The following is a 13,326-nucleotide window of genomic DNA, read 5'->3' as shown; positions in this document are numbered from 1 at the left end:
CAAACGTATAGATTGAATGGACTGGACGAGACGTTTCCGGCCCTTGCTCGTTCTTCTCGCTCTGCCCTGGAGTTACAGCGTGCGAACCGCGCGACCCCACACCTCACCAGCTCAGGCAAGGCGGCTTGGGCAGTTGGCCGGAGCGGTCCTGACCGTTGCCGGTGCAATCGGCTTCGGTCTCGCCAATCCGGCCTCGCGTTTTGCCCAGACCGAACCGGAGCCCTCGGTCAACGACTATCGTCCACCAAGCGAGCCGGAAGTCAGCCGCGACGAATGGCGTCAGCGTATCGAAGATGCGCGGCGACGAGCCAAGGAGGTTTCGCGCGAGCGGCGGGACCATCCAGAGCTCTATAAACCGGTCCCGGAGGATCCGGACCTTGTCGCGACCGAACGCCTCCTCAACGACGACAGCCTGCAGCGCGGCGACATCGTCTCGACCAAGAAGGGCATGTTCGTCTACCAGGGGCGACCGGATCAACCGCGCCGTGAGCAGGATTTCGTGCCGATCGCACCAAAAGCGACGCGCTGAAAAATTGACTGCAAGCCAGCAGGCTAAGTCGCGCTCGAACGTCAGTACCGCCGCAAAATCTGATTGAACTTGGGATCGATCCCCTGCGTGGCCTCCAGAAGCAGCGACTTGCCTTGCGGCGTGGCCTGCAGGTAGGCTGCGATCAGGAGCTGCTCGTAGCGAGAGCGGTTGGCAAGCGCCGCGCGGACGTCCGATTGCGCCAGCAGCTTGATCTCTTCGTCGGCTGCTGCCGCATTCGATGTGACGGTTTGGAGCCGTGCGAAGGCAACGGCGATCGGCACCGCGCCGGCCAGGTAAGACATTTTCACTGCAGGCGTCGCCAGCTCACCCGACTGCGCCTTCAGCGTGCCGAGCGTGAGCCAAAGCGCGGGCCGGATGGGCGATACTTTCAGGGCGGCAACAACGACGTCTTGGGCCGCCTTGTTCTCGGCGGCCCTGCTGTTCGCATCGGCTGCAGGACGGTGAAGAAAATCCGCGGCTTTGGCGGCCGCATAATTCGCCAGCAAGTCGCCGTCGAATGAAAGGGGCGCCAGAACGCCCGAAGCGGCTACGTTGACCTTCTCGGGCGGAAACACGCCCAAGAACAAATCGCTCGCCCGAAAGTTCGACCGCGTGAGATCGCCGTAAAACCCCAATGCTGCGTCAAGCAGCAACATCACTGCGATGCAGGCGCCAATGATGCGAAGCAAGGTCATGCGGCTCATGATGAATTTCGATGCCCGTGTGGAAGGGCGCAGGAGTTGGCCAGCAACTCTGCAAAAGTCCTAAATTGCGAGCAGACTATCGCCCTGGATCGTGAGCAAGGTCAAGTTGCCGGTCGCGTAAGCGCCGGTGTCGATATTGATCCGGTTTGAGCGGATATCCGGGACGCTGACCGGGGTATGGCCGTGGACGATATATTTGCCGAAGCGTCTTTCGGACTCGAGGAATTCCTCGCGGATCCAGAGCAGATCCTCCTCCTTCTGACGTTCCAGGGCTACGCCCGGCTTGACGCCGGCGTGCACAAAGAAGAAGTCGCCGCACGCGAAGGACGGGCGGAGCTGCTGAAGAAACGAAAGATGCTCCGGCGGAAGCGCCTGCCTCAACCCTTCGATCAATTTGATCTGCTGCTCCGGCGTCGGATTCATCGTCGGGTTGATGCCGTATGAAACAAGGGTTAGCAGGCCTCCGTAGCGACGCCATTCCTCCAGGCGCGCCGGGTCCTTGAGGACCTCGAGCAGGAACACCTCGTGATTGCCCTTGAGGCACACTGTCTCATGCGACTTCGAGCGCTCGATCAGGAGATCAATCACAGCGCGCGAGTCGGGGCCCCGGTCGACATAGTCGCCAAGAAAGACCTGAATCGCTCGTTCGGGAGCGGAGCGGGCAAGGTCGGCGTCGATGACAGTTAAGAGCGACTGAAGCAGGTCGGCGCGTCCATGCACATCGCCGATGGCATAGATCCTCACGCCGTCGGGGAGCCGCGGCTTGACGTTCTTACGAAAACGCTTGGAAAGGCCCATCAGCTGGTCGAATCGGGTCTGGCGTCATGAATGGAGGGCATGATCGCTCATAGCAGAACAAGTTACGCATCGGTATTCTTAATTGTTTCTGACGGAGTCGCAGCGGTTTTGATTAAAGGATCGCTCGGCTTTTGAGCCGGATTTCAAGACGTGTCCCGTAGCGTTTCCCCAACAAGAAATGGGGAGCGCGACATGCGCAAGACTTTAAAGTTCCTGGCGATTGCCGCCGCTCTGTTGGCTGGGGCGGCTCAACACAAGGCCGAGGCCGCCTTTGTCGGTGCGCCGTCGGCGTTGCGTGGTGCCATCCAGTACATCAAGTTCGACCAGCCGACCTTGGCGCCGATGGCTTTCACGCTCTTTTGCCTGAAGTACGAGGGCGAGTGTAAGCCGCGACCGCAGCAAATCGTGTTCAGGGGCGGACGTCTCAAGCTCACGGCCGAGCGCATGGCCCAGCTTCAGGAGGTCAATCGGCGGGTTAACAGCGCGATCCGACCCGAGCCCAATTTGGAGGGGCTGCGCGGCGAGAAGTGGCTGCTGCATCCCACCAGCGGCGACTGCAACGACTATGCCGTAACAAAACGCCACGATCTGATTGCCAACGGCTTCCCGGCGCGATCGGTGTTGCTCAGCGAGGTCGTGACGAGCTGGGGTGAGCATCACCTCGTGGTCGTGGTGCGCACGTTCTCCGGCGATCTCGTGCTGGATAACCTCACCGGGCACATCCTGCCGTGGTCGAAGAAGTCCTACCGGTGGGTCCGCATCCAAATGCCCAAGAACCCGACCTACTGGGCGTCACTGGCTGATCGCGACGTCTAACGACGAACGACTAATGACCCGTGCCGCGTGAGGACTGGGTGACGCTTTGGGACAATCCGAGTCCCACGATCGTTGACAGGCAAAGGATTGCTGCAGGATGCAGCAGTCCTGAACCAGCGAAGCTCTCAACCAGCGCGAAGACAAGGCAGGCCGCGGCCGCCGCAGGGAAGAACGAGTCGCGGCCGCGCTGCAAAGCCCCCAAAAACAAGCGCCCCAAAGCCATCATGCCCGCCAGCAGCGCGGCGGAAAAACCGACCCATCCGGTATCCGCGAAGATGGCAAAAGCCGTCGAGGGCGGCATCAAAGCCGCGCCGGCATCGCTTTGGTAGATCCTGCCAACGGCAGAAAAGGTGCCTGCCCCCGCACCGAACCACCTGGTGTCGGCCAACATTCGCTCCAGCGCGGCTCTGGTTTCGGCCCCCACATCCGGGACAAGCCGCAAAAGAATCGGCCCTGCATTCTTTTCGAACAAGAAGCTCAGGACAATAATCGCTCCGACCAGCGCGGCTAAGGACAGCGCGCCGGCGGCCAACGGCGACAGGTCGATCCTTCGAATGACAAGGATCAGCAACATCAACACGAGGCCAAAGGCCGCGGCGATCGCGCTGTTCGTCCCCGACAAGCAAAAAACCGCAACCGCGCTGGCCAGAGCGCCCCCAAGGCCGCAAAGGCCGATCGCGACCGACCGAACGATCGAGTGGCGCGTTTCGGCCCGCTCGGCGGCCAGCTGCATGACGGCCAGATTAAGCATAACGCCAAGACCGGCCATCGTTGTCGCCAGGTCGGAAGGGACGGCGGTTGCAAGGGCGGATGAGAACGGACGCAAATCCAAGGTCAGAGCCGACACCGCCGTTACCCCGCTCAGCACGAACAGCACCAGTTCGGCACGGCTGCGGTCACGGACCACGACGATGGTCACGCTGAGCAACGAGATCGCTGCGAGGGCTTGAAACAGCGCATTCAGGGTGAGGCCGAGATCCGCCGTCACTGGCCCCAACGCCAGGCCACCCAGAGCATCGTGGCTGCTCGCCCAGATCGGATGCGCCCAACTCAGCCACAGCGGCACCAGCTGAGCCGCGATACAAAGGGGAATGCCGATCAGGATCCAACGGCCCCAGACCGTGGCACGCAGATAGTGCTCGTAGTCGGCCTTTCGTGCGCTGAAGACCGCTGCAAATAGCCCCAGGGCCGTAGCCGTCATCCCGAGCTGTACGCCGAATTTGGCGCCGGCAATGTCGAGAGCGGATGCAGAAACAAGGCAAACGATGAGGGCAAAATAAGCGAAGGACAAACGTGCGCCTGGAAGGAATCCTGAAAGGGTCAGGCCACCATACAAGCCGGAGGCAAGTTTTCAAACAGAGCTCTGCAGCCCACGCAGCTCCCAGCCCAACCCCAGATCAACGAAGCGTCGCCTGCGGGATCAGACGGATTGATGCGCCACAGAGGAGGTCAGCGGGCGGTCTTGAGCGGACGGGCAAACACGCGGGCGGCACGACCGGCGGCGAGAGCAAAGCGGGCGGCCGAGCCAAAGAGATAACCGGCCTGGAGCGCGATGGCCGCGAGCGCTACGCCCTTCAGACCATCAAGAAAGCTCAGATTGGCGATCCAGCCGACCGGGATCGCGGCGAGCAGCATGACGAAGGTCAGCGGCAGGAGCACCAGGACGCGAAAGCGTTGGCCCAGAACTGCGCCTACCAGAAAGCTGAAGATCAAAAGCTCGGTCATCCGAAACACTCCGTGCTCCGGACCTTAGGTTCCCCACCCTAAAAAGACCCTTAAGTCGTATGGCTAAATTTTGTCTATTGGCCGCAACTTGCCGCCAGAGAATTATAGGCTTCGCGGAGCCCGTTCAGGGCCACCACGCCTTTGATCTCGCTGTCGCTTTCCTTGACCGTCACGGAAAGCGAGGGCGTCGTCTGCCACTTACCGGCGGCAAAGGCGGAAACTTCGTCCGGCAGGAGGACGGCCGCGCCCGCGACGGCCATGCTGGCCTCGAACGTCTGGGTACCGCCGCCAGTTGAGGAGATCGTCACTCGCGGGTGGCTCCGCGGCGGGAAGGGGCGAACCAAGGCCACCAGCACGTCGATCTTGCCCTTAGGCGCGCAGCGGACGATCAGGCCGGCGAACTCCGGGTCAGACTGCATCGTCTCGGCTGTCTTGGAGATGGAAGCGAAGCTCTCGCCCTCTTTGGGGCCTTGGGCGCGGGTGAATTTCCAAATCGAGGAGGAGGCTGCGATCTCAACGAAGGGGCGCCCCGGGGGTTCGTATCCCGGTCCGGCGAGCAACCATCCTGTCAGAGCAAGGGAAAGAAGCGACAAGAGCAACGCCGGAACTCCTCATGAGACGGCCGGAGCATTACCAGAGATACGCGGGGGTGAGAACGCCTCGCCCGTCGGTTGAGCGGTTGCCTATCGATCGGGCACACGAATTACAACAAACAGTCACAAAGGGTTAGCAGGGGTTCCAAAGTAGTGGCGCGGGCGCAACACCGGCGGACTCATTGCGCCGTTAACCATCGGTTTCGGCCTGGAACCCTTGTCGCGCCGTCCGCTAGCCCGTACCACTTTGAGGTAATTGGGACGATTGGGGCCGCGTTGATGCATTCCTTTGCTAAGACCTATTTATTGAAGCCCGCGTTTTTGGCCGTGGCGCTGGCGCTTGGCGCCTGCTCCACGAATCCAGGCTCCGGCCCGCTAACGGACGACGTTAACAACCACATACAGACTGAAAGTGCGCCGGCTTACGAGTTGGTGCCGCTCAACCCAGCCACCGTGAACATTCTACATACCCATGAACCCAAGGGGCTTGCGGGAGCGTTCACGGACAAACGACCGCCGGCGAGCATTGTGTTCGGGATCGGCGACGTCGTCAGCGTGACCATCTTCGAAGCGGCTGCGGGTGGTCTGTTCATTCCGGCGGAAGCCGGCGTCAGGCCCGGTAACTTCGTCACCATTCCGGATCAGTCGGTGGACAATGACGGGTTCATCACCGTGCCCTACGCCGGCCAGGTCAAGGCCGCGGGTCTCACGGCGGTTCAAATCCAGCGCGCGATCATTGAAAAGATATCCAACCGCGCCATCGAGCCGCAGGTCGTGGTCGCGATGTCCTCGCAGCGGACGCAGCTCATCAGCGTGCTCGGCGAAGTCAATGCGCCCGCGCGTTATCCGGCGAGCGCTGCGGGCGCGAAGGACAAGGTGCTCGACGCGATCACCCGCGCCGGCGGCATCCGAGGCCAGGGCTTCGAGACTTGGGTGATGCTGGAACGTGGCGGACGGCGCGCAACCGTTCCGTTCGAGAATCTGGTCATGTCGCCTGAGAACAACATCTATGTGCGTCCCGACGACAGCATCTATGTCTATCGCGAGCAGCAGAAGTTCCTGGCGTTCGGCGCCAGCGGCCAGAGCGGCGAGTTCAACTTCGATGCCTGGCGCATCAACCTCGGCGAAGCGGTGGGGAAGGCCGGCGGTCTCCTCGATGGCCAGGCCGATCCGGCAGCCGTTTATCTCTATCGCCGCGAGCCGCGTGAGGTCGCTGCCCAGCTCGGCATCGACGTTAGCAAGTACACGACCGAGACCATCCCGGTCATCTTCAACGTGAACTTCCGCGATCCGGGTGGCTTCTTCCTCGGCACCAAGGTCATGATGAAGAATGGCGACATCATCTACGTTTCGAACTCGCGCAACGTCGAAACTGCCAAGTTCCTGCAGTACCTGCGTGTGATCATGGCGACCGGAAGCGATGCGGTGAACCTCGGAAACAACGCCCTGATCTTCCGCAACAACATCAAGCTGGCGCCGTAATCAGCGGACTTGATCTACCGAGAGCGATGGCACCGGGGCTTTGTCCCGGTGCCATTTTCGTTTAGCAATCACAGCGGTTCTGTTCGGGGTGGATCAAGGCTTCACCGAGCAAGATTCACCGCCGATCGGTCACCCCGCAGGTTGCAAGGTCTTCATGTGCTTTGGACGGCAAGCAGCTCGGTGCTTATTGGCTCTCGTCATCGCGGGGCCGTCTCTGATGGGCAAGGCTGCCGGCGAAACCCAACAGCTCGGTGTCCGCCACCGGATCGACGTGGTGGTCTCGGCTGAGCCTGATGCACCAATTTTTCGGCACTTGCGCGAGGCCAAGGGCGAGCTCTCCTTCACCGTCCGGCTTTCAGCAAACGCCAAGGAGAGCCGCTTCTTCGGAATGCTGCACCCCAACTTCTCAGACATTGTTGTTCCCGACGGCGCGGGCAAACCTCTCGTTCGGCAGACCAAGCTATGGGAAGAGGAGGTCTGCCATCAGCGTCGCGGGCTGCCGAAGGTGACGGTGACCCAGCTCGCGGGACATTTCGGCGAGGGCGACGGGCGAATCGAGATAGCCGGCATCAACCGCCACATCGGGCTTCTGGTCCCGCCGGATGAGTTGACCCCCGGAATAAAACTGGACGCGGGGAGTGATAACCTTGGGCTATTCTACGGGTTCCGGGCGCAGACCCGGATCAGCCGCTTGAATGTGGATCTGAAGATCTATCCGATCGATTGCTTCCTCTAGAGCTAGAGCCAAGGCCGGCTAACCGACGATGCGCTTTCCGCTTCCCCGTATAAGTTGGTCGTGGAGCTGGCCTGCGACCTTCATCCTGTTCTTCGTCGCCGGCGGCGCGCCGTTCCCGTTCGGCTCGACCAACGACCTCTCGATCGCGTTCTGGTGCCTGTGCCTGGGCCTCGCCCTGATCGTGGCGCCGACGCGCGACTTGCGGCGCCCCCATTTCTGGATGATCGCGGGCATCGGGGTGATCGTGGCCGGATACGCCTTCGTGCTGCATGAACAACTGTCCGATCATCCCTGGATCGCGCCGTTCAATCCGATCTGGAAGCAGGCGTCCGACCTCCTGGGCGTGCCGATTGCGCCGTCGGCGTCCATCGTCAAGAACGAGGCGTTCTTCGCATTGGGCGCGCCGCTCGCCAACATTCTGGCGATCCTCCTCGGCATCACCGTCGGCGCCGAGCGTGAGCGCGCCCGACGTCTGCCTTGGGTCATCGCCGTCTCCGGCTGCCTTTACGCGCTTTATGGCGTCGCTTCGTTCCTGATCGAGCCCACCATGATCCTGTGGCGGGACAAGACGGCCTATATGGGCAGCGTCACCGGCACCTTCATCAACCGCAACACGGCCGCCGCCTATTTCGGGTCCTGCGCGGTGATCTGGATGCTCTTGATCCTGGAGGACGTCCGCCGGCGCCTGCCTGAGCGGCACATCGCGTGGAAGCGCCTCTCGCTTGACGTTCGCGCCATTCCGCCGCGCCAGATCCTGCCGCATCTCGGAGCGCTGTTGATTTGCCTGATGGCGATGTTCATGACCGGCTCGCGCGCCGGCGTCAGCCTGTCGCTGCTCGCGATGATCGTCTCCTTCACGGTGTTCCTGCGCAAGGACCTGCCGCCGCGGACCGGAATCTGGATCTCGCTCGGCTCCGGCCTGGTGGTGGCGCTCGGCCTGATGCAGTTGCTCGGCGGCCGCGTTTCCAGCCGGTTCGACAGCCAGGGCCTGGTGGACGAGGGCCGCATCGAGGCCTGGAAGTCCACGCTTCGGATCATCGCCGACAATCCCTGGTTCGGGACCGGCATGGGGACCTTCCAATGGGCCTTCCCGCCCTACCGCAGCCCCAACATCTCGATTCGCGGCATCTGGGATATTGCGCATTCCACGCCGCTGGAGCTCGCCTCCGACGTCGGCATCCCCATGGCGCTTATGGTGGCGGCCGCATGGGCGGTCATGTTCGGCATCCTGAGCCGCGGCGTGTTCGCAAGGCGGCGCGACGCCATCATCCCGCTGGCGGCCGCGGCGACCGCGAGCCTGTCGCTGCTGCATTCCTGCCTGGACTTCACGCTCCAGATCCCGGGCTATTCCATTCCGTTCTTTGCGCTTTTCGGCGCAGGGCTGGCGCAATCGTTCCGCATGCGCGAGCCGGCGCGGGCGCAAGGCGAGGCGATCGCCGCACCGGACCAGCAGGGCCCTCAGACGCAGCCCGCGCGAGGCCTGCGCCGCGCCCGCGAGCTTCACAAAACTGTCTAGTTTTGAAGCAGTTGCGCCGTTTACGAAGTCTTTAGAATAAGTGGACAGCGATTTGCTCTTCCGCTAGGTTCCGGCACTACACAGCCACTTGCCCGGGCCGAGACGTAAAGTGGGCAGACGTTTTTTGGAGGTTTATTTATGAGCGTTATCAAGATTGCGCTTCGCATGGCTGCGGCCGCGGCCCTCGCCGCGACGATTTCGAGCGCCGCTAGCGCTGCCGTCTATCCGCCGCAGCGCCAGCTGCCGGCCACGGTCATTTCCGAGTTCAAGGCGACACCAGGCACGCTGTTGACGCAATTTCCGGCCGGTGCGCAGCTGATCTCGCGCGTGCGCGACCTCGGCGCGTCCGATCCGACCACGGTTCCGGCCCTGATCGCGCTGCTCAAGGACCCCGCGACCACCAAGGACCAGATCCGCGCGATCACCGCCGGCCTGGCCCAGCTCGCCCGCATGGCCGCGGCGAGCGACCAGGCTTTCGCCACTGAGATCCAGGCGGCGATCGCCGGCACCAACAACCCCGACGTGATCGCAGCCTACCAGGCCGCAACCGGCGACGTAGCGATCGCGGCGGCCGGCGGTGGCGCAGGCGGCGGCGGCTCCGGCGCGGGCGGCCCCACGGGAGCGGGCGGTTTTGCGAATGGCGGACAGGGCGGTACCACCAGCACGTTCGGCGGCCTGCACTACGCGACGCAGGTCAATGGCGGCGCCTCCTCGGGCGGCGTGAGCGGCACCACCAACGCCGCCAACCGCATCAGCACGCGCTGACCGTAATTGCCCGGAGGCTAAAAGCCTCCCGGCTGCCTTATTGGCGATCCAGTCAAAGCGGCGCTTCATCGCGCCGTTTTGCGTTTCGGCCGTTAAGCTTCCACGCACATTGTAATGTGCGCAACGCATTGCGCTGCATCAATTGAGTTCAGGTGTGTTTCGCCGCGTGTTATATTCGTCCGCAACTGTCGGTCCCCTTCGAGTGCTTTTGCTCGCGTGACTTTCTTTTCCCCGGTGCCATCCTCCAGAGCCATTCGCTGGACGATTCAGGAATTGCACAATGCTGCAAGTGAATAAGCCGACGTCGGAGATCAACCGCGAATATCTTGAGGCCGAAGACCCTCCGCAGACGGCTGCCTCTTACCTCGAAATCGTCCGCCGGCAGTTTCCTACCATGCTGGCCATCGCTTCGGCTTGTTTGATCCTGGCCGTACTCTATCTCTTTACCGCGGCGCCCAAGTTTACCTCCACCGCCTCAATGGTGATCGACACCCGCAAGGTCCAGCTGTTTCAGCAGCAATCGGTGCTCGGCGATATCGCAGTCGATTCGGCCACGGTGGAAACCCAGGTCGAGATCCTGAAATCCGAGAACATTAGCCTCGCCGTGATCCGCGACCTGCATTTGATCGAGGATCCTGAGTTCACAGGCAGCGGCGGCGGCCCGCTGGGCTCCATTATCGATTTCGTGTCGAGCCAATTGTCGAGCGGGGATCCGGCTTCCGAATTTGAGTTGACGCGCAAGGCGCTGGAGCGCTTCGAGAAGAACCGCACCATCAAGCGGCTCGGCCTCACTTATGTGATGGAGATTGGCTCCACTTCACTCGATCCGGCGAAGGCCGCCAAAATCGCCAACGCCATCGCGGACGCCTACATCGTCGATCAGCTCGAGGCGAAGTATCAGGCCACCCGCCGTGCCAGCGTCTGGCTGCAGGACCGCATCAAGGAGCTGCGCACCCAGGCCTCCGCGGCACAGAAGGCGGTCGTCGATTTCAAGACGTCTAACAACATCGTCGACACCGGCGGCCGTTTGATGAACGAGCAGCAGCTCGCCGAGGTCAACAGCCAGCTCATCATGGCGCATGCCTCGACTGCAGAAGCCAAGGCGCGGCTCGACCGCATGAACGACATCCAGAAGCAGGAGATCCCAGATGCGAACGTCGCCGACGCGCTGAAGAACGACACCATCGTCAAGCTGCGCGGACAATATGTCGATATGGCCTCCAAGGAATCGATCTGGTCGATGAAATACGGCTCCGATCATTTGGCGGCGGTCAATTTGCGCAGGCAGATGGCGGAGATCAAGAAGAACATCGAGGATGAGCTCAAGCGCATCCAGCAATCCTACAAGAGCGATTATGACATCGCGATGACGCGCGAGGAGAGCATCAAGTCCAGCCTCGCCAACGTGGTTTCGGAATCGCAGCTCACCAACCAGGCGCAGGTGCAGCTTCGCGAGCTCGAGAGCAACGCGCAGTCCTACCAGGCGATGTACGACAATTTCCTGCAGCGCTACATGGAAAGCGTGCAGCAGCAGTCGTTCCCGATCACCGAGGCCCGCGTGATCAGCGCGGCTACTCGGCCACTGTTGAAGAGTTCTCCGAAGACGCTGATCGTTCTTGCTGCGGCTTTGATGGGCGGCTTGATGCTCAGCTTCGGCATCGCGATGGCGCGCGAACTCGCCGACAAGGTGTTCCGGACGACTAGGCAGGTGGAGGAGTTGCTGAATGCGAATTGCATCGCGATCCTACCTTCCCTCTCCGGCGGCGCCGTCGTGCCTTCCTTATTGCGTGGCAAGCTGAAAATGAAGGACGCAAATCCCGCACCGGATATCTTGCGCTATGTCGTCGAGAATCCTCTGTCGCGCTTCGCTGAGGCTGTGCGCTCGCTGAAGGTGGCGATAGATCTCAATTCCATCGTGCGCGAAAATCGTGTGCTGGCGGTGACCTCGACCCTGCCGAACGAGGGGAAGAGCACGTTGTCAACCAACCTCGCGCAACTGATGGCACATAGTGGCGCGCGGGTGATTCTGGTCGATTCCGATTTGCGCAATCCATCACTGTCCCGTGCTCTCGTGCCCGACGCCAGCATCGGGCTTGTGGACGTTATCGCGCAGAAGGCGCAGCTCGATCAGGCGCTGGTCATCGATCCGCAGACCAAGCTGTCGATCCTGCCCGCGGGCACCACGTCGAAGCTCCTGCACACCAACGAGATCCTCGCCTCCAAGCCGATGCGCGAACTCGTGGCGCTGCTCCGCTCGAAATTCGACTACGTCGTGCTCGACATGCCGCCTATGGCGCCGGTCGTCGACGTGCGCGTCACCTCCTCCTTCGTCGATTCCTATGTGTTCGTTGTCGAGTGGGGCAAGACCAAGATCGACGTGGTCAAGCACAATCTGCGCGGCTCACCTGAGATCCAAGAGAAGCTGCTCGGCGTGGTGCTGAACAAGGCTGATACCAAGGCCTTGGCGCGCTATGAATCGTATCACGGCCGCTACTATTATCAAAAGTACTACGCTCGCTACGGGTACGTTGAATAGCAGAAAATTGGTGCAGCACTATGATACGTGCTTGGTTGCTGCTGCTGGGTCTTGCGGGAGCATTTTGGTGCTTGGCAACCCTTCCGTCATTCTGGCAAACCGCGCCATTCCGCGAAGTTTCCGTCCGGATCGTATCGGATGCGCGGTTCAGGCCGGGCATTCTGGGCGCCATGCTAGCTCAGTTGCAGACGAAATCGCAGCCGCCCATCGTGCAGCCGGAGTTCTCGCAGGCCGAGGCGCTGGTCACGTTGCGCACGGCTGAAGAGGCACTGCAGCAGAAGAGCTCTGAGCAAGCCGACCGTGAGGCGCAAGCGGCAGAGGATAAGGTGAAGGCGGCGCTTTCCGCGAACCCAACCGATTCCTTCTTGTGGGTAATGCTGTATTCTGTGAAGACCGCACGCAACGGCTTCGATCCTAAGTACATCAGCTATCTAGATCAGTCCTACGCGGCCGGACCGAACGAGGGGTGGGTCGCGCTTAGGCGCAACCAGATCGCGCTTGCCACTTTCCTTAGGCTTTCTGAGCACGTTCAAAACGCTGTCATTGCCGAGTTCGCAGCGATGGTAGACTCAGACTTCATTGCAGCTGCTGCTGTGAATCTAACCGGGGTCGGCTGGACCTACAAGGAGCGCCTGCTTGCTGGCTTGGGTCAGGTGGATTTGGCCTCTAAGCAGGCACTCAGGAAGCACCTATCAAACGACGGTATCAAGGTGCATGTTCCAGGTCTCGAAGTTGATGATAGGCCATGGTGATACGATGCGGTCTTTGAGGAACCGGGACCAATCCGCTTACTTACCGACGATCATTCTGGCAATGTGTTGGTGTGTAGCGCTGATTGGTGAAGCTCGAGCTCAGGCGAGTCCGAGTCCGAGATTCACGCTGCAGGCGCCGGGCGACATGTCTGGAGGGCGGATCATTCGGGATGCATCCAACCGTCCGTGCCTCGACGTCGAAGCGGCGGCTCGCCCTCATATTGTCAATCCCGACGTCCTGGACCACGTTGTGAGCGTCAAAAACAACTGCCCGAAGTCTATCAAAGTGAAAGTTTGTTACTACGGCTCCGAACGGTGTAACGCGCTTGTCGTCGATGGCTATAAGCGAGTCGATACGATTCTTGGCACGATGA

General features: G+C 61.4%; 13 protein-coding genes. 8 read left to right on the top strand and 5 right to left on the bottom strand.

Annotated features, from left to right (window positions below):
• Window positions 1-133: 133 nt before the first annotated feature.
• A complete protein-coding gene (locus IVB42_RS05715; protein WP_247397763.1) occupies window positions 134-529 on the top strand; it encodes a hypothetical protein in 396 nt (131 codons plus the stop codon).
• A gap of 41 nt (window positions 530-570) precedes the next feature.
• Here the strand turns inward: IVB42_RS05715 and IVB42_RS05710 are convergent, their stop codons facing one another.
• Window positions 571-1,104: a hypothetical protein gene (locus IVB42_RS05710; protein ID WP_247397823.1), complete on the bottom strand. Its 534-nt coding sequence runs from the start codon at window positions 1,102-1,104 to the stop codon at window positions 571-573.
• A 189-nt stretch (window positions 1,105-1,293) separates the two neighbouring features.
• The gene (locus IVB42_RS05705; protein WP_085384361.1) at window positions 1,294-2,031 is read right to left on the bottom strand and encodes a metallophosphoesterase family protein; all 738 of its coding nucleotides are present in this window, start codon (window positions 2,029-2,031) and stop codon (window positions 1,294-1,296) included.
• Window positions 2,032-2,223: 192 nt separating this feature from the next.
• Here IVB42_RS05705 and IVB42_RS05700 point away from each other — a divergent pair, with 192 nt between their 5' ends.
• On the top strand, window positions 2,224-2,847 hold the full coding sequence (locus IVB42_RS05700; RefSeq protein ID WP_247397766.1) for a transglutaminase-like cysteine peptidase: 624 nt from the start codon (window positions 2,224-2,226) through the stop codon (window positions 2,845-2,847).
• A gap of 10 nt (window positions 2,848-2,857) precedes the next feature.
• Here the strand turns inward: IVB42_RS05700 and IVB42_RS05695 are convergent, their stop codons facing one another.
• From IVB42_RS05695 to IVB42_RS05685, 3 genes are all read right to left on the bottom strand, one after another.
• Window positions 2,858-4,138, bottom strand: a complete 1,281-nt coding sequence (locus IVB42_RS05695) for a hypothetical protein (RefSeq protein ID WP_247397769.1) — start codon at window positions 4,136-4,138, stop codon at window positions 2,858-2,860.
• Between the two features lie 158 nt (window positions 4,139-4,296).
• Window positions 4,297-4,572: a hypothetical protein gene (locus IVB42_RS05690; protein ID WP_247397771.1), complete on the bottom strand. Its 276-nt coding sequence runs from the start codon at window positions 4,570-4,572 to the stop codon at window positions 4,297-4,299.
• Between the two features lie 74 nt (window positions 4,573-4,646).
• Window positions 4,647-5,171, bottom strand: a complete 525-nt coding sequence (locus IVB42_RS05685) for a hypothetical protein (protein WP_247397775.1) — start codon at window positions 5,169-5,171, stop codon at window positions 4,647-4,649.
• A gap of 273 nt (window positions 5,172-5,444) precedes the next feature.
• Between IVB42_RS05685 and IVB42_RS05680 the strand changes: the two genes are divergently transcribed.
• From IVB42_RS05680 to IVB42_RS05655, 6 genes are all read left to right on the top strand, one after another.
• The gene (locus IVB42_RS05680) at window positions 5,445-6,647 is read left to right on the top strand and encodes a polysaccharide biosynthesis/export family protein (RefSeq protein WP_247397777.1); all 1,203 of its coding nucleotides are present in this window, start codon (window positions 5,445-5,447) and stop codon (window positions 6,645-6,647) included.
• Window positions 6,648-6,864: 217 nt separating this feature from the next.
• Complete coding sequence (locus tag IVB42_RS05675; RefSeq protein ID WP_247375389.1) at window positions 6,865-7,383, top strand: hypothetical protein; 519 nt, start codon at window positions 6,865-6,867, stop codon at window positions 7,381-7,383.
• Between the two features lie 28 nt (window positions 7,384-7,411).
• Window positions 7,412-8,899 carry an O-antigen ligase family protein gene (locus tag IVB42_RS05670; protein WP_247469839.1) on the top strand — a complete coding sequence of 496 codons (1,488 nt, stop codon included), beginning with the start codon at window positions 7,412-7,414 and terminating at the stop codon, window positions 8,897-8,899.
• A gap of 138 nt (window positions 8,900-9,037) precedes the next feature.
• The gene (locus IVB42_RS05665; protein WP_247397782.1) at window positions 9,038-9,664 is read left to right on the top strand and encodes a hypothetical protein; all 627 of its coding nucleotides are present in this window, start codon (window positions 9,038-9,040) and stop codon (window positions 9,662-9,664) included.
• A gap of 280 nt (window positions 9,665-9,944) precedes the next feature.
• The gene (locus tag IVB42_RS05660; protein WP_247397797.1) at window positions 9,945-12,200 is read left to right on the top strand and encodes a polysaccharide biosynthesis tyrosine autokinase; all 2,256 of its coding nucleotides are present in this window, start codon (window positions 9,945-9,947) and stop codon (window positions 12,198-12,200) included.
• A gap of 71 nt (window positions 12,201-12,271) precedes the next feature.
• On the top strand, window positions 12,272-12,952 hold the full coding sequence (locus IVB42_RS05655; protein WP_247397800.1) for a hypothetical protein: 681 nt from the start codon (window positions 12,272-12,274) through the stop codon (window positions 12,950-12,952).
• The last annotated feature ends 374 nt before the right edge of the window (window positions 12,953-13,326 follow it).

It is taken from the genome of Bradyrhizobium sp. 45, from assembly GCF_023073155.1.
GTDB classification, from domain to species: domain Bacteria; phylum Pseudomonadota; class Alphaproteobacteria; order Rhizobiales; family Xanthobacteraceae; genus Bradyrhizobium; species Bradyrhizobium canariense_D.
Note: the sequence above shows the minus strand (reverse complement) of the source record. Positions and strands in the feature narration are given on the sequence as shown.

What these genes read in the sequence shown, in the direction of transcription:
- IVB42_RS05705 (WP_085384361.1), bottom strand. Translation starts at nt 2,031, where the DNA reads ATGGGCCTTTCCAAGCGTTTTCGTAAGAACGTCAAGCCGCGGCTCCCC.
- IVB42_RS05700 (WP_247397766.1), top strand. Translation starts at nt 2,224, where the DNA reads ATGCGCAAGACTTTAAAGTTCCTGGCGATTGCCGCCGCTCTGTTGGCT.
- IVB42_RS05690 (WP_247397771.1), bottom strand. Translation starts at nt 4,572, where the DNA reads ATGACCGAGCTTTTGATCTTCAGCTTTCTGGTAGGCGCAGTTCTGGGC.
- IVB42_RS05680 (WP_247397777.1), top strand. Translation starts at nt 5,445, where the DNA reads ATGCATTCCTTTGCTAAGACCTATTTATTGAAGCCCGCGTTTTTGGCC.
- IVB42_RS05675 (WP_247375389.1), top strand. Translation starts at nt 6,865, where the DNA reads ATGGGCAAGGCTGCCGGCGAAACCCAACAGCTCGGTGTCCGCCACCGG.
- IVB42_RS05670 (WP_247469839.1), top strand. Translation starts at nt 7,412, where the DNA reads ATGCGCTTTCCGCTTCCCCGTATAAGTTGGTCGTGGAGCTGGCCTGCG.
- IVB42_RS05665 (WP_247397782.1), top strand. Translation starts at nt 9,038, where the DNA reads ATGAGCGTTATCAAGATTGCGCTTCGCATGGCTGCGGCCGCGGCCCTC.
- IVB42_RS05660 (WP_247397797.1), top strand. Translation starts at nt 9,945, where the DNA reads ATGCTGCAAGTGAATAAGCCGACGTCGGAGATCAACCGCGAATATCTT.